This window comes from Planktotalea sp. (genome assembly GCF_965659345.1).
Lineage (GTDB): Bacteria > Pseudomonadota > Alphaproteobacteria > Rhodobacterales > Rhodobacteraceae > Planktotalea.
Genome location: NZ_CBFHVK010000013.1, coordinates 100485 through 119075, shown reverse-complemented (window position 1 = coordinate 119075; position 18591 = coordinate 100485). Strand labels below are relative to the sequence as shown.

Below are 18591 nucleotides of genomic sequence, written 5' to 3'. Positions count from 1 at the left end.
GGGAAGCCCCCCTCAAAACAAGGTATCCCTGAGGACCGAGGTAGACCACCTCGTCAATAGGCTGGAGATGTAAGCGTAGTAATACGCTCAGTTGACCAGTACTAATCGTCCGATAGGCTTGATTTGATCCAGTAACAGCACAGACTGAATACTGAGACAAACAGAAGCATACACTTCATAAGTCGAAAGACTTGGACAACGATTGTTAATTTTGCAAGCTACGCCCAGTTTACAACGGTGTGGGAACGCTAATTTTTGCTTCGCAAAGATCAGCTGCCTCCCACCAAACAAGCGAAGCTTGTTTTGGATTACTTGGTTTGGTGGTCATAGCGTGAGCAAAACACCCGGTCCCATCCCGAACCCGGAAGTTAAGTGCCACCGCGCCAATGGTACTGCGTCTTAAGACGTGGGAGAGTAGGTCACCGCCAATCCCAGTAATCCAATCTCTATAATACTGTTAAAAACTCTTATCCCCAAAATATATAGTCTAATGCCGCAGAACGCGCTGGAAGTTTTTGTGTTGATAGGCGAAATACATCAAAATTTTATATTTGGATGTGGTCATGGATCTAAGCGCGCAACCCGAGATTGTTCAACAAGCCTTTGGCTTTGCCGAACAAGGCTGGGCGTTGGCACAAGGTTGGCTTCTTAGTCCTGCGGCTTGGTCTCAATTCGCAATTTTGATATTTGCCTATCTGTTGGCCGTACTGCTTTCACGAAAGCTGAAACCTACACTGGCGCGTCTCTTCACACCGCCAAGTGAACAACAAAACATCTTCGCAACAGCGCGTAGATTTGTACTGATTTTCCTCCCTCTCATAATGCCGTTGTTAGCCTATGGCCTGACAGGCCTGGGTGAAACAATCACACGTTCAATATTTGGAAGTGGAGAGGTCATTGCTTTCGGTAAACGCGTCTTCCTATTTCTCGCCGCTCGAATTTTCGTTTCGGACATAATCAAGGACGGATTCCTTAAACTACTTGGAAAGTTCGTCTTGGTACCAGTCGCAGCGTTAAATGCGGTGGGGCTTTTGGAGCTGGCTACAACACGGCTCGACGCGATGGTCGTGCCACTTGGCAATTTATCTTTTTCGCTCCTCTTCGCGATAAGATTTGCCGTTGTTGGAGGCATCATTTTCTGGTTCGGCCGCTGGTCGAATGACCAATCCAGCAGCTTTATTTCTAAACAGGAAGAAATGCGCCCTGCGACGCGCGAACTCGCATCAAAAACAGCTGAAATAGCGATATTTGGTGCCGCATTTCTCATCTTGATGAACATTATGGGGATCTCACTCACATCTCTCGCAGTTCTTGGTGGTGCGATTGGTGTTGGCTTGGGCTTCGGTTTACAGAAGATTGCTTCTAATTTTATCTCTGGCGTTATCCTGCTTCTTGAAGGGCAAGCAACTGTAGGAGATTACGTCGAACTCGACGGTGGAGAAGCGGGTACGATTGTGAAGATGACCGCGCGCGCTGCGATTTTAGAGACCTATGATGGTCGTTGGATCGTAGTTCCGAATGAGGATTTCATCACAACACGTGTTGTTAACTATTCGGACAGCGGTTCCGCAAATAGGTATGAAGCTCCGTTCTCAGTAAGTTATGATACAGACATTAACCTGGTTCCTGGTATCGTCGAGACGGCTGTTGCAAAACATGCTGAGGTTTTGAGTGATCCTTTTCCGCCGGATTGTGAGTTGCGTAGTTTTGGTGACAATGGTGTGAACTTTGCTGTCGAATTCTGGGTTAACGGAATTGATGACGGGCGACACAAATTCACATCTGACGTTCTTTTCCTAATCTGGAATGCTCTGAAAGAGAATAATATCGAAATTCCTTACCCACAGCGTGTCGTTGAGCTCAAAGGCGAAATTCGCACGACTGCTCAATGAAGTCCGCTCTCGTCATCGGTGGAGGTCCGGCAGGCCTGATGGCGGCGCAAGAACTTGCGTTTGCTGGCGCAGCTGTAACGCTGATTGAGGCGAAGCCGTCCTTGGGCCGAAAATTCTTGATGGCGGGTAAGTCTGGCCTAAATTTAACAATGAATGAGCCGCTTGAAGCATTTACCGAACTTTATGATGAAGCGGGAACTTGGCTTAGCCCAATCTTGCACGAATTTGGCCCACAAGAAGTAGTCGAATTCGCCTCAGCCCTAGATCAAACAATATTCATTGGCAGTTCTGGGCGTGTATTTCCAGACGTGATGAAGGCATCACCGATGCTTCGATCTTGGATCGCCCGTTTGAAGGCGCTCAATGTCCGAGTATTGACTAAATGGCGCTGGGTGGCTTGGGACAATGATGCTTTCTTGTTTGAAACACCTGAAGGACAGAAAACACTACAAGCTGACGTGATTGTATTCGCGCTAGGCGGAAAAAGCTGGGCGAGACTGGGATCTGACGGTGAGTGGGCGGGTTTGTTTGATGACGTCGTCGTGCCATTTGGTCCGTCCAATTCCGCAATTTCAATCAATTGGAGCTCACATCTTGAGCCATACTTCGGTTCGCCTTTAAAAGCTGTGAGAATTATATCAGGCGCATATCAAAGCCGTGGTGAAGCGGTGATAAGTAAAAACGGCCTAGAAGGTGGCGGAGTCTACTCTGTTTCGCGTGGCGTCAGAGAAGGCCATCCGCTGTTCATTGATTTGAAACCTGACTGGATTATTGATCGTGTCGAAGCGGCGCTGAAAAAGCCAAAAGGGAAGGCTTCAACGAATAACTATTTGAGAAAAGTGTTAAAACTACAGAAACACGAACTGGCCTTGCTCAATGAGTGGGTGCGGCCATTACCCTCTGATGCGCAAACACTTGCTGCAATTGTCAAAAATCTATTGGTGCCTGACGCCAAATTGCGCCCGATCGATGAAGCAATTTCAACAAGCGGCGGAATAAAGCGCGAGGCGTTAAACGACACACTGATGTTATACAGCAAACCTGGAGTTTTCTGCGCTGGTGAAATGCTTGATTGGGAAGCGCCAACAGGTGGCTATCTTTTGACTGCTTGCTTTGCGACGGGCCGTGTTGCGGGGCGCGGTGCCGCCAAATATTTGGGCCTTACCCCAAAGCCCTGACATGCTGAAATGCAGGGCGCGCGCGCATCTCTTTCGCGTAATCCTGCATTTTGCGGCTCTCATAGTCGAACTTTGCGCTAATCGACCAATTCAAACAATGTGTAAGCAAAATATCCGCAATCGTGAACGCGTTACCGGCTGCGAAAGGTGTCGTAATACGATCTGCGAGCCGCGAAACATTACGATTAAATTCCCACTTGAGTGAGTCTTTCACTTCGGGAATTCGATGCTCCTTTGGTAAAACAAAACTGTGACGCGCACCTGCCCAAAGAACTGCATCAATCTCGTCAATAATCGCATGTACCATTGCGTCTTGGTGTGCGCGTTCAAGCGTGCCCGCAGATGACAAAAGAAAACCGTGTTTGTCAGCAAGATAGGTCATGATCGCGGTTGAGTCGGTTAAAACCGCTCCGTCAACACGCACGGCTGGCACTTTACCGGAGGCCGAAACCGCTGAGATAACTGAATCATGCGGCTTCGCATCGATCAGTGTGTAGGGTAGTTCAAGTTCCTCAAGGGCCCAAACCACACGAAAAGCACGGCTGCTAAGCGTTCCAAAGACTTCGTACATGAAAATACTCCTGAGAATTTTAACGCCGCGCCATCATAGCGAGGCGGATTAAGCAACGTTCAACCAATGCCATCGCGGGGGCGTGTTGGCTGGCACTTCGAAGTTTAAGATCAGTTTCCACCAATAACCCCAAAGCGGCTTCTAGATTAAAGATCCCCCAGCCCTGCGCTTGTCTTAACATTCTGTCGCGGCGTGGTCCAAAGACAGGCGGTCGTAGTTTGCCGATGCCCTGAGCAGCACCACCTGGATCGCTCGCCGCCGCGTATAGCGTTTTGAAATGGCGCAACGTGGCAATGCAAAGGGCGACAGGTTGAACACCTTGCGCCTGAAGTTTCCGCATGATCGGGCCTATTTCGCCGGAGCGTGCTTCCGCAACGATGTTGATCACATCATCGAGGCCAGCTTCTGTCGATGTCGGTGCACAATTAGCGATGTCTTCGCTGCTTAAAGCGGCCGGGTCGTTGAGTTTGTAGAGCGCCAGTTTTTCGAGGGTTTGGCGAAAATCGCCTGGGTCCAGATCTTTTGAAAGAGCTGTAAGATCGTCCATGACATCACGGTCTGGCATTGTGATCTTGGCGCGGGCGAGTTCTGCTTCGATTTCTGCCCGCGAAGGCGGATCATCATAGATACCGACGGCGAACGCGTTGTTGTGACTTTCGAAAAGTTTGCGCAACGCAGATCGCGCGTTGAGTTGGCCCGCTGTAACGACAACTTGCGCATCGCCTGGCCGCCAGTCTTCGAGCGCGGAGGTAATCGTTTTCGCCAAACCATCGCCCGCATCTTCGACAAAAGCGACTCGAGGCCCGGGAAAAAAACTTTGCGCTTTCATCGCATCAATCAATGCGGCGGGATCTTTTCGCAAGTCGGCCGCTGGAATACGTGTCAAACGCATTTCTTCTTCGCCGGCCGGCCCGATCAGTGCAGCGATCACTTGTTGTCGCTTCAATGCAATTCGCATTGCGTCTGGGCCGTAGATCAACAGACCGGTTTTGCCCGCGTCAGGTTTGGCGAAATAGCCATTTGCTTCGCGCGCGGACGGCTTCATGGAAGAGTTGCAGGATCAAGTAACAACAAGCGATCGACAAGCTGATCTGCAAGAGCATTCATCAACCGCTCGATCGCCGCACGTTCTGCGGCCAAGGTTGCTGCTGTATTGCCGGTTGCAGAGTACCCTGTAAAATTCGTCACGCTGCCTTTGGAAATGGTTTTGTCAGTGGCAGAGTTCTTCAATGTATAGCTGAGACTGCCAACACGCTGTAAGCGTGTCGTTGAGCCTGTCGCTGTAGTTCCAAGACCTGCGCTGGAGTTAGAGACCGAAAATGACAAACTCATTGGCGCGGGATCGCTCCGCCCCAGTCGTGTCTCAAGACGGCGCGTGACGTGATACGCGTCCTTGGTCGTGGGCGCCTGAACAACAATGCGGTTTTCAATCTTTGAGCCCGCACCGTCTGGCCCATAGACTGGCGTGAAATTGCAGGCGCTGACAAGAAGTGCCGCACCCGCGATCAAAAGATGTCTTTTGTTAAAGTACGACATTCACGATCCGCCCCGGAACAACGATCACTTTCTTAGGTGTTGCTCCATCCAATGATTTAAGCACAGCTTCATTGCTGAGGGCTATTTTTTCAACCTCTTCCTTTGGCATGTCCTTAGGAACGGTGATCTCTGCACGTCGTTTACCGTTGATCTGGATCGGCAGGGTGACGGAGCTTTCAACGAGCAACGCCTCATCCGCGACAGGCCAAGGTGCGTCGATGATCAATCCTTCGCCACCCTGATGTGCCCAAATATCTTCCGCCAAGTGGGGTGTCATTGGGGCCATAAGCTGGGCCAAGGTCATGATCGCTTCACGCTGCGCGCTGTGACTTGCTTTGGATTTGCTGAGCGTCGCAGTGAAGCCATAGAGTTTCGCAATTGCTGCATTAAAGCCGAAGCTTTCGACACCAAGCGTCACATCACGGATCGCTTTATGCATCTCGCGCAGCAGATCTTCATCGCCCTCACCTTTGGCGTCCTTATTCATATCATCGATACGATCACATAACGCCCAAACACGGCCCAGATGTTTGAACGACGCTTCTGCACCAGAAGCAGTCCATTCTACATCACGCTCTGGAGGTGAATCGGATAGCACAAACCAACGCGCGGTATCGGCGCCGAAGGCAGAAATGATGTTGAGCGGATCAACGACGTTGTTCTTGGACTTAGACATTTTGGCAGATGGTATAACATCCACCTCTGCGCCACCATCTTTGAGAAACGCTTTGCCGTCTTTCAGGTCAACCTGCTCAGGGTAATGGTAAACGGGACGCCCATTTTCGCCGTCTGATTTGTAAATCGCGTGTGTTACCATGCCTTGCGTGAACAAAGCATCAAATGGTTCAATCGCTTTTGCGGGCAGGTTGCCTGTAATTTTCATAGCGCGGGCGAAAAAGCGTGAATAGAGCAGGTGCAAAATAGCATGCTCGATTCCGCCGATGTATTGATCCACGTTCATCCAATACTCGGCATCTGCCATATCAACAGGTGTTTCCGCATTGGGGGATGTGAAGCGCGCGAAGTACCAAGAGCTGTCAACAAATGTGTCCATCGTATCCGTCTCGCGTTGCGCAGGGCTGCCACAATTTGGGCAGCTACAATTGCGCCACGTGGGGTGACGGTCCAGCGGGTTGCCGGGCGTGTCGAAGGTCACATCGTAGGGCAGTTCAATCGGCAGGTTCTCTTTCTTTTCGGGAACCACACCGCAATCAGCGCAATGCACAACGGGAATAGGGCAACCCCAATACCGCTGACGCGACAGGCCCCAATCGCGTAGGCGATATTTGGTGACACCTTGGCCGATGCCATTTTCTTCGCAGAATGCGATGGCGGCATTGATCGCTTCATTGCCTGTTTGCCATTGCTCACCTGCGAAACCGCCGTTGTAGAAAACCTTCTCGGTCTTCGCAGGAACGTATGCTTCTTCCAGTTTTGGCGAAGCGCCCTCCGATGGCAAATAAGTCGACGTGATTGGCAGACCGTATTTCGTGGCAAACTCGAAATCGCGCTCATCGTGGGCGGGGCAACCAAAGATCGCACCAGTTCCGTAGTCCATCATAATAAAGTTGGCGATATAAACGGGCAGCTCCCAGCTTGTATCGAACGGATGACGCACGCGCAGGCCGGTATCAAAGCCTTTCTTCTCGGCGGTTTCGATCTCTTCCGCGGTGGTGCCCCCTTTGCGGCAGTCTTCATTAAATGCCAGCATTTCTGCATTGTCTTTTTCAAGCAATTTGGCGAGCGGGTGATCAGGCGAAATGCCAACGAAAGATGCGCCATTCAAGGTGTCCGGACGCGTTGTGTAGACTTCGATCCGGTCATGACCGTCAGGGGCATCGATTGTGGAGAACGCGAACTGAAGACCGCGCGACTTGCCGATCCAGTTCTCCTGCATCAGTTTCACTTTCGCCGGCCAGTTGTCCAAACCATCCAAAGCGCCAAGCAATTCTTCTGAGTGATCGGAAATTTTGAAGAACCACTGTGTTAACTCACGACGCTCTACCAATGCGCCGGAACGCCACCCGCGACCTGCTTCAACTTGCTCATTGGCAAGCACAGTCATGTCCACTGGATCCCAGTTCACAACAGCATTTTTGCGATAGACCAAACCCTCTGCAAGGAAATCAAGGAACAAGGCCTGCTGCTGACCGTAGTATTCAACGTCACAGGTTGCGAATTCGCGCGACCAGTCAATAGAAAGACCTAGCGGCTTCATTTGTTCGCGCATGTCCGCGATGTTGCCGTATGTCCAATCCTTTGGATGACCGCCAATCGCCATTGCAGCATTTTCCGCAGGCATACCAAACGCGTCCCAACCCATTGGGTGGAGCACGTTATGTCCTGTGCTCATCTTATAACGGGCGATGACATCACCCATGGTGTAGTTGCGCACATGGCCCATATGAATGCGGCCTGACGGATACGGAAACATTTCCAATACGTAATATTTTGGCTTGGATGGGTCGCGCTCTGCCTTAAACGTCTGCGCAAGTTTCCACGCCTCTTGCCATTTCGCTTCTATTGAGGTGGCGTCGTAACGTTGCATGAGTGAGTCCTTATTGCGCGAGGGTTGCGCCTGAAAATATCGTTGAAACTGTGATAGGCGATGCCCTTTAAAGGGTCCAGTACCAACACCCCCATCAAATCGCCATTGGCCTGCCACATTGGTGTTTCTATAGTGCTTTCAAAATACAAACGGGCTTTGAGCGATGCAGATTCTTATTATTCACCAGAATTTTCCGGGACAGTATAAACATCTAGCGCCGGCTTTGGTCGAACAGGGGCATCAGGTTTTCTCTCTGACACCGAAAGTTGAGAAGCGCACAGTTTGGAGAGGCGTGCAATTACTGCCCTATAAGATTGCGCGCGCGTCTTCCAAAGATGTGCATCCATGGCTCGCTGATTTAGAGACGAAGGTCATTCGCGCGGATGCGTGTTACCGACAGGCCCTTGCATGGAAAGAAAAGGGGCTGAATCCTGATGTGATCCTCGCGCATCATGGTTGGGGCGAGCCGATGTTTTTGAAAGACGTTTGGCCAGACGCAAAGATGGGAATTTATTGCGAGCTCTATCACCTCGATTCAGGGGACAGCGTAAATTTTGACCCTGAGTTTGAGACCAAGGATTTGCGCAGCAACGCGCTGCGACTGCGGTTGCGCAATCTTAACAACTCCTTGCATTTTGATGCTGCGGACGCAGGAATCAGCCCGACCGAATTTCAAGCAAGTACATTTCCAGAGCCGTTTCGCAGTGACATCAGCGTTATTCATGACGGGATCGATACAGAGCTTGTAAAACCCAACCCTGATGCTGTTCTGAAAATCTCTGATGATTTAAGCCTGACGCGTGATGATGAGGTGATTACATTTATTAACCGTAATCTGGAACCGTATCGCGGTTACCACGCCTTTATGCGCGCTTTGCCAAAGCTGTTGAAAGCGCGACCAAATGCGCAGGTTGTTTTGCTTGGGGGGGACGAAGTCAGCTACGGTTCCAAACCGCCAGCGGGCAAAACGTGGAAGCAAATCTACATTGATGAAGTACGCGATCAGATATCTGACGAAGATTGGGCGCGGGTGCATTACTTAGGGCGCGTGCCCTATGACACCTTCCTTGCCATGATGCAGGTCAGCCGTTTGCATATTTATCTGACCTATCCATTCGTGCTGAGTTGGTCACTGCTGGAAGCGATGAGCGCAGCGGCGGCGATTCTTGCCTCTGACACAGCGCCCGTACTGGAAGCGATCCGCGATGACGAAACCGGCGTGCTCACTGATTTCTTCGATGGCGATGCTTTGGTTGAGAAAGCGAATGCGTTGCTGGATGACCCAGATAAACGCGCGCGACTGGGCAAAGCAGCGCGTGAGTTTGTTCTCAAAACCTATGACCTCAAGACGCATTGCTTACCCAAACAACTTGAATGGGTTGCTCGGCTTGCTGCTAAGTAACTTGGATTAAAGACGACCGTCCGCAATACGCAACTGGCGCGCACGGGCGAGAATGGCATCTTCAACTGCGCGCGCGGTGCCAACACTTACGGGGCCGTTTCGCGTTTGCAATGCGACATTCAAAGACCGTGCTTCGAGCGCGACGTCATTCACTAGGATCGTCGCACGATATGCGCGGCCACCACCAGGTGGGCGACCATAACCGGTTGTGATGACGCCAGAGAATGGATCAACTGATTCTACTGGCAAAAAGCTCAAAACATCGAGCGACGCATTCCAGATATATTTGTTAACGTGTACATTTGTATTTGCGTCGGGTCGGCGAAGGACATCCCAGATAGAAGAGGTGTTTTCCAGACCGTCACCGTCATTCGCTGCAGACGCAGCGCTTGAAGACAGACCGCCGCCAGAACCAATGCCACCGCCGCACGCGGACAGTGCTGTACAGGTTGCTGCAATTATAAAAAGTCGAGCGGAGCGAATGGGTGTCATTTTCCTGCCTGCGTCTTTGTTTTCTTTGTCCTAAACGGCGAAACAATAGGGAGCAAGTGTTTTTGCTTCTATAATACTGTCTGTTAGGCGCTGGATTGCCGAGGTGGCGCACCCACAAGCGCGGTAAGACTTGTCTGTTGAGGGGACTTTTAAGTCGATGACATCACTGTGGCAAAGCTGCACCATTTTGCAGGCCTTTCTCGAACCATGATTTCGCAGGCTTGCAAAGCGACCCCGAAAAGAGCGAAACACCAATCAGACCTAGTACGGATTCCCCGGGCTAGGCACGAGAATAGAAACCCCGAGGTAAAAACAATGAAAAACGTTCTTTTCGCTACAACAGCTCTGATCGCAGCCGCTGGCGTTGCATCCGCTGACGTAACAGTAGGCGGCAACGCATTCATGGGCGTTATATACAACGCCGGTGACGCAACTACCGTTGCTTCAACTGACGTTGCACACAGCGTGCGTGTAACATTTGGTGCATCTGTTGAGACAGACGCTGGTGTAACATTCGGTGCGTCTTCGCGTATCACAGAGTCCAACAATGGCAACAACGGTCAGATGGAACACGGTCAGGTCAACATGTCCTCCGGTGGCTTCACATTGCGTGTTGGTGCAACACACGGTGCGATGCGCAACACAGCTCGCGTAACAACGTATCTCGGCTTCAACCGTGGTGGTGTTGTTGGCAACGACAACTCAACTGCTAATACACAGACCGACGGTGGAAACAACGTTTTGGTGATGTACAGCATGGGTGATTTGACTCTTGCAGCATCTACTGATGCAGCTGGTAACGCCCAAGAAGTTGGTGTTGCATACACTATGAATGGCTTTACATTGGGTCTAGGTGCAAACGCTGATAATGATGCAGCTACAGACACCGAGTGGATGTTCAAAGCTGGCTACAACGGTGGCAACTATGCGGCTAACATCGGTCTAAACAGCGACAATGATGCCGTAGTCACATTCTCTTACGACATCTCTGATGCTACTGCCCTAGCAATCGGTGCAGAGTTTAGCACAGCTAACGGTACGACAACTACAGATTACATGGGTGTTCAGGTTTCACATGATCTTGGTGGTGCAAGCCTCGTTGGTACTCTAGGTCAGAACAACAGCGTAACAGTTGCTGGTCTTGGTGTAAGCTTCGGCTTCTAATCCACTTCGGATTTAGAGTAACGGAAAGAGCGGGCCTTGGTCCGCTCTTTTTACGTTTTGGGTATGACTTTGTGTAAGAGCGGCACTAACTCTCCAACTACAGCCGTATACTCAGCTACATACAGTACGGTAATAAGTGCGCTCGGTGCTGTTGTGATGTGCTTCGTCTACGAGCTACTCAGCGCTCACGCCCTGCTGAGCAGCACAATGCTCACAGCTGTATTGGGTAACGCAGATCAACTGTTAACTATATAAGCTCCACTGCCTGTGCCAACTGAGCGTCATTTACATCAATATAACGCTGCGTGGTTGAAATGTGTTGATGACCAGCGAGCGCTGCCAACAAGCGTACATTGATGCCTGTGTTGGCCAGTTTTGTAATAAATGTTCTGCGTCCACTGTGACTGCTGGCTCCTTTGAGCCCAAAGTCAGAGTATATGTTTAGAAACAGCTGGCACATTGTGTTGGCTGAGAAGCTGCTGTGCTGCTGTGTGAGGAACAGGGGTGCATCAGCTGTGCGACCTGATACACAGGCGTGATAGTGTGTTAATACACGCTTGAGCTTGTTGCTCACATATATAGCTCTGGTGTTGCCGCCTTTGGTCTGTGTGCCTGTGATGTTGAACTGACTGCGCACTGCACCAGAACTATCATACACATCAGCAACAGTCAGCGCTGCTATCTCCATAGCACGTAGTCCTGCCAGAAAGCTCATATGTATGATGGTCTGATCACGCAGCGTGTGTTTGCGTGAGCTGCAGAATGCAATCACTTGTCGGTACTGTGTGTCTGTGAGTGTAAGGGCTTGTTTCATATGCGTATCTCTCAGCTAATCTGTGTGTACAGCATAAGTTCTGAGACTATGGATGGGCGACCGAATATGTGATCAACTGCAAGCTCAATGATCACAGTGGGTTAGGGCGATATGTCAGCATATACTTATTATGTGAGAACTGATCTGCTGAGCATAAATCGTTGAGAAACGCAGAATATATCGCGCTCAGTTTTTTTACGGAGATAGCACAGAGTGGATAAATAACTGTGTAAGGCAAAACAGGCATTTTTTTCGATTTAGGGTAGGCACTGCACAACGCAACTGCACCAGAACTTAGGCACACAAGGCAAATACAAACTGGATTAAGGTTAGCACGCCGACTGAGATAGTGCTGCAAATCCGTTCTGATGTGAGACGGTGAGCAAATGTAGTGCCAGTTATACGCTTCAATCAACTACCCCATCCTCGTAGGTGGGATGCTTTAAGTGGCGAAGGTATAAATGTTCAACCAGCCTGCCGCTTTGATTGTCGTAATAGTGTGGTGAATGAAGCTGCTGACGTGTGAGCGTTGGTGAGCTTCGCAAGTGAGATGGATGACAACCTCGTAATGAGATCCATCAATGTGTAAGGTAGCCTGTCTGTATGGGTCTTACATATGCGTGTGATATGCCAATAATAGAGATGATAGCAAAACCTGCTCTTCCAGCAATGGTTTGGTAGTACAGACTAACACAGCGACGCGAATGCGTGAGTGTTTTGATCAGCGCCTTAGGGGGCGTTGATCTAACTGCTCTGCGAATGAGCTTAGATTATAGCTTATAAATCATTAACAAGACATCGACAGATCACCAAGCACAGCGAGCTGAGTGAGAACGAAGTGAGATGTGTGAAGGTGATACACAGACACGAAGTGGATGTGTTGAAGCAATCAATAATCATACAAGCACACAGCAACTGACTGCGTTGATAAATACATCACACGAGGAGATATGTGATGGGACTACAGGTATTGCAGGAAATACGAGATCAACTAAAGCAATGCCGAGCTGTGAGCAGTGAACGTGAGTTCTGCGAGCAATGGCTTGGCAAGAGCGAGTGTTATATGCGCACATTAAAGTATGGCGAGCTGACACCAAGTGCTGATGCTCTAATGACCTGTGCAAGCAAGCTCAGTTGGTATGCAGGTGAGCTGGCGAACAGCACTCAAGCACATCATAGGCATTGGGCTGAGGTGTTTGAGCGCTTGCGTATGCAATGCGTGAACACAGTTGAGCTGCAGGCACAGCACAACTGGCAGAGCAGATCAAAAGGGTCTGCAGCTGAATGATTTATCTGCGCAGGAATCTTGTGGTGGAGTACTTATCAAAGGGGGGTGGTGATTTAGTAACCCCAGCTGCAGGTATGAGCCAATGACAGCTATCACAGACATACAGCGCTCATTGAATGCTATACGTGCTATAGAGCGAGACAGTAGTGTTGATGTGAGACTTGCAGCACTGGCACTGATTACAGCGACAAGTGCTGATATTGCCAAAGAGCTGCGCGGTGCAGAGCCAAAGTCAAAACGCAAGCAAGCACCAGCTCCAACAGCAAATAAGGCTCCAAAGCCAGCTGTAGCTGCACCACCGCCACAACCACAAACACCAGATGTGCGAGAGCCGCGTCCATTTACAGAGCCAGAGTTAGTCCAAAAGCGAGACTGAGTGCTTGACATAGCTGTGAGTGTTTTTAACCTTTGTAAGTATCATTGTGTAACAAAGGAGACAGCAATGCCAACGCTTGACGAACTACTTAAGAAGTACAACATCGATGCAACTGTAAACCCACAGAGCGGTCCACGTGCAAAGCTACTGTCACAAGCAAATCGTATGCTTGAACAGCTGGCCAAATATAAGACTGAGCAAGAGCTTGATGGTGTGACAACGCAATACTGGTGGGCACCACAAAGTGTTGATGGCAAGCGTAGAGTATCAGCACGTTACAGTGGCAAGGTGGTTGAGGGTATGGCTGTGTATGCAGACAACACACTTGAGGCTGTCAAAGCTGCTGTCGACACGTTCCGCAAGCTGATTGAAGATAGTGACGATGCGACTTGGGCACACGAAGAAGAGCGCCGCAAAAAAAAGTAATAAGACGTGTTGTTAGAATGTATGAGCAAGTGAACACTGGTCCACTTTATGACGAAGTGGTCCAGTGGATGAGTACCTTTAGATCACTAACAGCACGTATGGGTGGGGCGAGATACAGCACACAAGTCAAGTTGGACCGTACGCTTGAACGACTGGGGGAGCGTATAGATGAGCGCTTAAACGAGCTAACAGCTCAAGAACTGTCAGCGCTTGAGTGTGTGAAGGATGGCATACTGCCTGGCACATATGAGATGGATAGAGAAGCGCTGATGGAGCGGCCTTACTGCAGTATAAGATTGATACACCGATGGGATGAAGAATACGATGTGGAGGAACGTCGACAGCAAATACGAGATGCAAAGAACAGCGCTAAAGACCCTAATAGTAGTGGGGAGCTGCGCAAGTTCCTTGATAGCTTATACAACGACGACCTATAAGCGCACACACGGCACCATCTTTGTATCTATGAACCAAGCACTGCTCAACACATCATTGATGCGTGTATGCGTGTTTTAAGCGGTATATCCACAGATAATACGTGTTTGCGTTTGTGCTTGCAGAAGTGACTGACAGGCATAGTGATGCTGGTATCAAATACTATTGCGTGTAACCACAGCACTCATCAGCTCAGTGTGCTCGTGCAGTCTATTAGGTTCAAGATGTGCGTAGCGCTGTGTCATCTGTAAGCTGCTGTGTCCCAACAGCGTCTGTACTTCATACAAGCTCACACCATTGTTAATAAGTGTACTGGCATAGGTGTGACGTAAATCGTGTATGCGCAAGTCTTCAAGCTCAGCCAAGTCACGTGCTACAAACCAAGCCGCATAGAAGCTTTGATAGGCAGTTTGAGTGCGCGGATTTGTAAACACATAGCACTCTTGTGTTGTTGGCAGGTTCAACTGTTCAGCTCGTGTGCGCACATCAAACAATACACCCACAGCTGCAGCACTGAGCACGATGCGGCGTGAGCGTCCATTCTTGCTGCGTGGCACAGTCCAAACACGCTTGTGCAAGTCAATGTCACGCCAACGTGCAAGTCTTGCTTCGCCTTTGCGAGCACCAGTGAGCAACAACAGCTGTACGAACAGATACAAGAAAGGATGGCGATTGGCACGGCAAGCTCTGATCAAGCGCTCTATCTCAGGCTCACTTAAAAAGCGCTGTGTATAGTCACCAATGCTCAAGCGCTTGATGTTCTGCTGGTATGCGTTGTGGCTGTCTATATGTCCCCAGTGCCGTGCCAAGTTCAGCATTCTGTTCATAAGATAGATGTGCTTGTTGATGGTGCTGTTCTGGTACCCTCGCAACACCTGCTCACGCACCCAAACGTCAAGCACAGGGTTGGTGAGATCAGCTAACAAGTATGATCCAAGCTGTGTGCGTAGATGAGTGTTGTAGATGCTCCAGTCGTGATGTGACTGTCGCTTACTGACTTTTGCGTGTGGGAAGTAATGCTCATCAAAGAACAGATTAAGCGTTAAGTGCTGTACGTTGCTACGATGCTTGTATTTGTGGTTTGCGCTGTGATTGAAGAATGAAAACACGATTAGCTCCAGTATTGTAGAGCCAAACAGTATTGTCACTTGAGCACGTGGACGAGAGCCAAACTATCGCCAAGCTGTCGTTGTATGCAGACATCGACTGTGGCTCTTTGTAAGAATAAGGTCGTGTTTTCGCTACAACAGCTCTGATCGCAGCCGCTGGCGTTGCATCCGCTGACGTAACAGTAGGCGGCTACGGCTTCCTAGGTGTCAACTTTGACGGCTCCGCAAACACAACAACAGTTGCTCACGCAACGCGTCTGACATTCAGCGGTTCCGTGGAAACAGATTCTGGTATCTCTTTCACAGCGTCGTCACGTATCACGATCTCTGACAACAACGACAACGGTCAGCTTGGTCACAACAAAATCACTATGTCTTCCGGCGGCCTGACATTGGCAGTTGGCGCGACACACGGTGCGATGAAAACAACGGCACGTATCGCTACGTTCCACGGCTTCAACGACGGTGGCCTTTACTACACAGCTGGCGGCTCAGGCGTTGACAACAACATCTCCACGCACAACGACTCCGGCAACAATGTATTGATCAGCTACGCAGCAGGCGACTTCAAAGTTGCAGCATCTGCTGACGTTGCAGGCACAACGCAAGAGATCGCGGCGTCCTACACATTCAACAGCTTCACAATCGCAGCTGGTGTTGACTCCTCCGCGGGTACACGTTGGATGCTTGGTGCGAAGTACAATGGCGGCAACTGGAATGTTGGTCTTGGTACAAACAGCAACTCCGACATCGTTCTGACAGCTGGCTACGACATCTCCGACGCGACATCCATCGGCTTCGGTGTTGACGCGGCTTCCGGCGGCACAATCAACGCTGTTGGTCTTCAGGTTAAGCACGACCTCGGTGGCGCGAACCTCGTTGGCGCAGTTGGCCAGGTTGGCGGCAACAACACAGTTGCTTCCTTGGGCGTAATCTTCAGCTTCTAATTTTCGAAGTGAAGCACTGCTTAAGAAGGACGGATCCCTCGGGGTCCGTCCTTTTCTTTTTGGGCGATGCGTACTACCTGATATAAAAATCAGAGGGTCACAGAATGTCGCTTCAAGAGATTCAAGAAAAATTTGCCAGAGCTGAAAAAGATGCGGGTCGCTCCGTCGGAAGTGCACAGCTTATCGCTGTGTCCAAAGTCCAGCCGAATGAGCGCGTTCATGCGGTTTTGGCTCAAGGACATCGGTTGTTCGGCGAGAATCGCGTGCAGGAAGCCGCTGGCAAGTGGCCGACATTCAAAGAAGAATTTCCTGACGCTTCTGTTCATTTGATCGGTCCTTTGCAAACCAATAAAGCGCGTCAAGCGATGGAATTGTTTGATGCGATTCATACGCTAGACCGTTCAAAGTTGGCGAAAACAATTGCGCGTCTTGCGCAAGAATTGGGATATTGTCCTGAGTTGTTTGTGCAAGTGAACACGGGCGAAGAAGAGCAAAAGGCTGGCGTCGCCCCGCAGGATGCAGACGCGTTTATCGCTGACTGTCGCGCGCTAGATTTGCCGATTCAGGGACTAATGTGCATTCCTCCTGCGGATGAAGAGGCGTCATTGCATTTTGCTTTGCTTGGAAAAATTGCCGAGCGTAACGGTTTAACAGGTCTCTCGATGGGCATGAGTGGCGACTTTGAGCGCGCGATTGCGCTGGGAGCGACACATGTGCGTGTCGGATCAGCTATATTTGGTCAGCGCGCATACGAACTGTAGAACGGGGGCTTGCCCCCGAACCCCCAGGATATTTGTAGAGAGAGGAAACGCTCAGTCAGCGTACGATTAGGCGTGTTTGGGGTGTGATCCGAGCCGCAATTTGATGCAGATGATCGCGCCTGAAAGCAATGCACCCTTCAGTTGGATAGCCTGCTCGCCGCCATTGATGGATGAAAATTGCTGAACCTTTGCCTGGCGTCGCGTGTGGCCAATTCCAGTCTGTGACGAGAATCAAATCATAAAGTGGATCAGCGCGGCGCAGCCTTTCATGGCTATGCAGGTAGGGCGCGCCGACAAGCTGGTTGTAGTGTTTATCCTTGGCATCATCAGACCAAAGATCGCGGGGACCAATCTGTACGGCCTTTGCGTTCGGGCATTTAATTCGATCAGGCCGATAGAGCATTCCGACAATCTTGTGAATGCCACGGGGCGTTGCGCCATCACCTTCCCGCTTATTGCTTGTGATGCCCCCTTTTCCGATGCTGCAAGGAAACACCTGTCCGGCAAATCGGACGCCCAGTGGCGTCACTACCATATCATCGGGAGTCACAAGAGATGCCCTGATTTGTCAGCCTTTGTCTGAAGGTAGTCCTTATTGAACCGGTTTTCACCCACTTTCAAAGCGACCCGTTCGCTGACGGTGATGCCTGTTTTTTGCATCATATCAATCTTTGCAGGATTATTTGTCAGTAGGCGGACCCCACTAATATTCAGTTGTTTTAAGAGTGCAGCACCGATGCGGAAGTCGCGTTCATCATCCTCAAAGCCTAGGCGATGATTGGCTTCAACCGTGTCGAACCCTTGGTCTTGTAGGGAATAGGCGCGCATTTTATTTGCAAGTCCAATGCCGCGCCCTTCTTGGTTCAAGTAGAGCAACACGCCAGCCCCCTCTGCACCCATCTGCGCTAGGGCACCGCGCAATTGAGGACCGCAATCGCATTTGAGTGATCCCATAAGATCACCTGTGAAACACGCTGAATGAAGGCGCGTGAGTACAGGTCTGTTCCGATCAGGCGTGCCGATGACAATCGCGTAGTGTTCTTCGCCGCCATCATTGGGGCGGAACACATGCAATTTGCCAGTCTCGCTGACCTCCATAGGAAGGCGGGCATGTACAATATCGTTGTAATGGGCAGATTTGCCCAGCAAAGGTGCGATTTGCGCGGTGAACAACAGGGTCAACTGATGATCTCGAGCGAAATGCACAGGGTTTTCGAGCTCTGTGATCAACGCGGATGGCAGCAGTCGCGCGTCTTTGGTAAGCTGCAGGGCAATACGATGAGGAACTATGTTGCCGTCACGTGCAGATTTGAGCGGCCCTTTCATAGGTGTGCGCAAGTCATCGGACGGGTCAGCGAGCGCTTTGATCCAACGCAACTCAGCATCATTTGGTACGATAATTCGGGCGAGATCACCATCATATGCGCGTGCTTTGAGCGTTTCGGCGCGGCGGGATGTGATCGTTAGAACGCTTTCGCCGACAAGGGCGCGCGCAGCATTTGCACGTTCGAGTGTCAGGGTTTCAGTGGCAAGTACCAAAACCCCTGACGTTCCATCGAAAATCACAACAGGCACCCCCATACGTAAATCACCGCGCGCGCGGGCGATTTGTTCGGAGGGATCAGGTGCAAAGCTCATGATGTTGGGACCGC

18 protein-coding genes and 2 rRNA genes are annotated in these 18591 nt (G+C 50.4%); 10 read left to right on the top strand and 10 right to left on the bottom strand.

Annotation, left to right across the window (positions count from 1 at the left end):
- The 4 genes from ACTG3Z_RS12290 to ACTG3Z_RS12275 form a co-directional block, all read left to right on the top strand.
- A 23S ribosomal RNA gene (locus ACTG3Z_RS12290) occupies positions 1 to 126 on the top strand; the annotation flags it as partial.
- Between the two features lie 190 nt (positions 127 to 316).
- A 5S ribosomal RNA gene (gene rrf / locus ACTG3Z_RS12285) occupies positions 317 to 431 on the top strand.
- Positions 432 to 563: 132 nt separating this feature from the next.
- Positions 564 to 1892, top strand: a complete 1329-nt coding sequence (locus ACTG3Z_RS12280; protein ID WP_439143358.1) for a mechanosensitive ion channel family protein — start codon at positions 564 to 566, stop codon at positions 1890 to 1892.
- Entirely contained in the window at positions 1889 to 3070 is a 1182-nt protein-coding gene (locus ACTG3Z_RS12275; RefSeq protein ID WP_439143357.1) for a TIGR03862 family flavoprotein, read from the top strand. The genes ACTG3Z_RS12280 and ACTG3Z_RS12275 overlap by 4 nt, the downstream gene beginning before the upstream one ends.
- Here ACTG3Z_RS12275 and ACTG3Z_RS12270 read toward each other — a convergent pair.
- The 4 genes from ACTG3Z_RS12270 to leuS are packed head-to-tail and all read right to left on the bottom strand — an operon-like array spanning position 3054 to position 7725.
- Positions 3054 to 3641 (bottom strand): glutathione S-transferase family protein, encoded by a 588-nt coding sequence (locus ACTG3Z_RS12270; RefSeq protein ID WP_439143356.1) that lies wholly within the window; start codon positions 3639 to 3641, stop codon positions 3054 to 3056. The genes ACTG3Z_RS12275 and ACTG3Z_RS12270 overlap by 17 nt on opposite strands.
- A gap of 19 nt (positions 3642 to 3660) precedes the next feature.
- Positions 3661 to 4686, bottom strand: a complete 1026-nt coding sequence (gene holA, locus ACTG3Z_RS12265; protein ID WP_439143355.1) for a DNA polymerase III subunit delta — start codon at positions 4684 to 4686, stop codon at positions 3661 to 3663.
- Entirely contained in the window at positions 4683 to 5177 is a 495-nt protein-coding gene (lptE, locus tag ACTG3Z_RS12260) for an LPS assembly lipoprotein LptE (RefSeq protein WP_439143354.1), read from the bottom strand. The genes holA and lptE overlap by 4 nt, the downstream gene beginning before the upstream one ends.
- The gene (leuS, locus tag ACTG3Z_RS12255; RefSeq protein WP_439143353.1) at positions 5164 to 7725 is read right to left on the bottom strand and encodes a leucine--tRNA ligase; all 2562 of its coding nucleotides are present in this window, start codon (positions 7723 to 7725) and stop codon (positions 5164 to 5166) included. The genes lptE and leuS overlap by 14 nt, the downstream gene beginning before the upstream one ends.
- A gap of 163 nt (positions 7726 to 7888) precedes the next feature.
- Here leuS and ACTG3Z_RS12250 point away from each other — a divergent pair, with 163 nt between their 5' ends.
- A complete protein-coding gene (locus tag ACTG3Z_RS12250) occupies positions 7889 to 9127 on the top strand; it encodes a glycosyltransferase (RefSeq protein WP_439143352.1) in 1239 nt (412 codons plus the stop codon).
- Between the two features lie 6 nt (positions 9128 to 9133).
- Here ACTG3Z_RS12250 and ACTG3Z_RS12245 read toward each other — a convergent pair whose 3' ends face one another.
- On the bottom strand, positions 9134 to 9619 hold the full coding sequence (locus tag ACTG3Z_RS12245) for a DUF3576 domain-containing protein (protein WP_439143351.1): 486 nt from the start codon (positions 9617 to 9619) through the stop codon (positions 9134 to 9136).
- Positions 9620 to 9934: 315 nt separating this feature from the next.
- Here ACTG3Z_RS12245 and ACTG3Z_RS12240 point away from each other — a divergent pair, with 315 nt between their 5' ends.
- Positions 9935 to 10783: a porin gene (locus ACTG3Z_RS12240; protein ID WP_439143350.1), complete on the top strand. Its 849-nt coding sequence runs from the start codon at positions 9935 to 9937 to the stop codon at positions 10781 to 10783.
- Between the two features lie 247 nt (positions 10784 to 11030).
- Here the strand turns inward: ACTG3Z_RS12240 and ACTG3Z_RS12235 are convergent, their stop codons facing one another.
- The gene (locus ACTG3Z_RS12235) at positions 11031 to 11597 is read right to left on the bottom strand and encodes a tyrosine-type recombinase/integrase (RefSeq protein ID WP_439143349.1); all 567 of its coding nucleotides are present in this window, start codon (positions 11595 to 11597) and stop codon (positions 11031 to 11033) included.
- Positions 11598 to 12552: 955 nt separating this feature from the next.
- Here ACTG3Z_RS12235 and ACTG3Z_RS12230 point away from each other — a divergent pair.
- Positions 12553 to 12885, top strand: coding sequence for a DUF6626 family protein (locus ACTG3Z_RS12230; RefSeq protein WP_439143348.1), 333 nt, complete (start codon positions 12553 to 12555; stop codon positions 12883 to 12885).
- 179 nt (positions 12886 to 13064) lie between these two features.
- Here the strand turns inward: ACTG3Z_RS12230 and ACTG3Z_RS12225 are convergent, their stop codons facing one another.
- Complete coding sequence (locus tag ACTG3Z_RS12225) at positions 13065 to 13226, bottom strand: hypothetical protein (protein WP_439143347.1); 162 nt, start codon at positions 13224 to 13226, stop codon at positions 13065 to 13067.
- 101 nt (positions 13227 to 13327) lie between these two features.
- Here ACTG3Z_RS12225 and ACTG3Z_RS12220 point away from each other — a divergent pair, with 101 nt between their 5' ends.
- Positions 13328 to 13687, top strand: a complete 360-nt coding sequence (locus ACTG3Z_RS12220; RefSeq protein WP_439143346.1) for a hypothetical protein — start codon at positions 13328 to 13330, stop codon at positions 13685 to 13687.
- A 590-nt stretch (positions 13688 to 14277) separates the two neighbouring features.
- Here the strand turns inward: ACTG3Z_RS12220 and ACTG3Z_RS12215 are convergent.
- The gene (locus ACTG3Z_RS12215; RefSeq protein ID WP_439143345.1) at positions 14278 to 15231 is read right to left on the bottom strand and encodes a tyrosine-type recombinase/integrase; all 954 of its coding nucleotides are present in this window, start codon (positions 15229 to 15231) and stop codon (positions 14278 to 14280) included.
- A 143-nt stretch (positions 15232 to 15374) separates the two neighbouring features.
- Between ACTG3Z_RS12215 and ACTG3Z_RS12210 the strand changes: the two genes are divergently transcribed.
- Positions 15375 to 16178 carry a hypothetical protein gene (locus ACTG3Z_RS12210; RefSeq protein ID WP_439143360.1) on the top strand — a complete coding sequence of 268 codons (804 nt, stop codon included), beginning with the start codon at positions 15375 to 15377 and terminating at the stop codon, positions 16176 to 16178.
- A 104-nt stretch (positions 16179 to 16282) separates the two neighbouring features.
- Positions 16283 to 16939, top strand: coding sequence for a YggS family pyridoxal phosphate-dependent enzyme (locus ACTG3Z_RS12205; protein WP_439143344.1), 657 nt, complete (start codon positions 16283 to 16285; stop codon positions 16937 to 16939).
- Positions 16940 to 16994: 55 nt separating this feature from the next.
- Here the strand turns inward: ACTG3Z_RS12205 and ACTG3Z_RS12200 are convergent, their stop codons facing one another.
- Positions 16995 to 17489 (bottom strand): L,D-transpeptidase family protein, encoded by a 495-nt coding sequence (locus tag ACTG3Z_RS12200; RefSeq protein WP_439143343.1) that lies wholly within the window; start codon positions 17487 to 17489, stop codon positions 16995 to 16997.
- Entirely contained in the window at positions 17486 to 18577 is a 1092-nt protein-coding gene (gene ribA, locus ACTG3Z_RS12195; RefSeq protein WP_439143342.1) for a GTP cyclohydrolase II, read from the bottom strand. The genes ACTG3Z_RS12200 and ribA overlap by 4 nt, the downstream gene beginning before the upstream one ends.
- Positions 18578 to 18591: the final 14 nt, after the last annotated feature.

What these genes read in the sequence shown, in the direction of transcription:
- ACTG3Z_RS12280 (WP_439143358.1), top strand. Translation starts at nt 564, where the DNA reads ATGGATCTAAGCGCGCAACCCGAGATTGTTCAACAAGCCTTTGGCTTT.
- ACTG3Z_RS12275 (WP_439143357.1), top strand. Translation starts at nt 1,889, where the DNA reads ATGAAGTCCGCTCTCGTCATCGGTGGAGGTCCGGCAGGCCTGATGGCG.
- ACTG3Z_RS12270 (WP_439143356.1), bottom strand. Translation starts at nt 3,641, where the DNA reads ATGTACGAAGTCTTTGGAACGCTTAGCAGCCGTGCTTTTCGTGTGGTT.
- holA (WP_439143355.1), bottom strand. Translation starts at nt 4,686, where the DNA reads ATGAAGCCGTCCGCGCGCGAAGCAAATGGCTATTTCGCCAAACCTGAC.
- lptE (WP_439143354.1), bottom strand. Translation starts at nt 5,177, where the DNA reads ATGTCGTACTTTAACAAAAGACATCTTTTGATCGCGGGTGCGGCACTT.
- leuS (WP_439143353.1), bottom strand. Translation starts at nt 7,725, where the DNA reads ATGCAACGTTACGACGCCACCTCAATAGAAGCGAAATGGCAAGAGGCG.
- ACTG3Z_RS12250 (WP_439143352.1), top strand. Translation starts at nt 7,889, where the DNA reads ATGCAGATTCTTATTATTCACCAGAATTTTCCGGGACAGTATAAACAT.
- ACTG3Z_RS12245 (WP_439143351.1), bottom strand. Translation starts at nt 9,619, where the DNA reads ATGACACCCATTCGCTCCGCTCGACTTTTTATAATTGCAGCAACCTGT.
- ACTG3Z_RS12240 (WP_439143350.1), top strand. Translation starts at nt 9,935, where the DNA reads ATGAAAAACGTTCTTTTCGCTACAACAGCTCTGATCGCAGCCGCTGGC.
- ACTG3Z_RS12235 (WP_439143349.1), bottom strand. Translation starts at nt 11,597, where the DNA reads ATGAAACAAGCCCTTACACTCACAGACACACAGTACCGACAAGTGATT.
- ACTG3Z_RS12230 (WP_439143348.1), top strand. Translation starts at nt 12,553, where the DNA reads ATGGGACTACAGGTATTGCAGGAAATACGAGATCAACTAAAGCAATGC.
- ACTG3Z_RS12225 (WP_439143347.1), bottom strand. Translation starts at nt 13,226, where the DNA reads ATGGACGCGGCTCTCGCACATCTGGTGTTTGTGGTTGTGGCGGTGGTG.
- ACTG3Z_RS12220 (WP_439143346.1), top strand. Translation starts at nt 13,328, where the DNA reads ATGCCAACGCTTGACGAACTACTTAAGAAGTACAACATCGATGCAACT.
- ACTG3Z_RS12205 (WP_439143344.1), top strand. Translation starts at nt 16,283, where the DNA reads ATGTCGCTTCAAGAGATTCAAGAAAAATTTGCCAGAGCTGAAAAAGAT.
- ribA (WP_439143342.1), bottom strand. Translation starts at nt 18,577, where the DNA reads ATGAGCTTTGCACCTGATCCCTCCGAACAAATCGCCCGCGCGCGCGGT.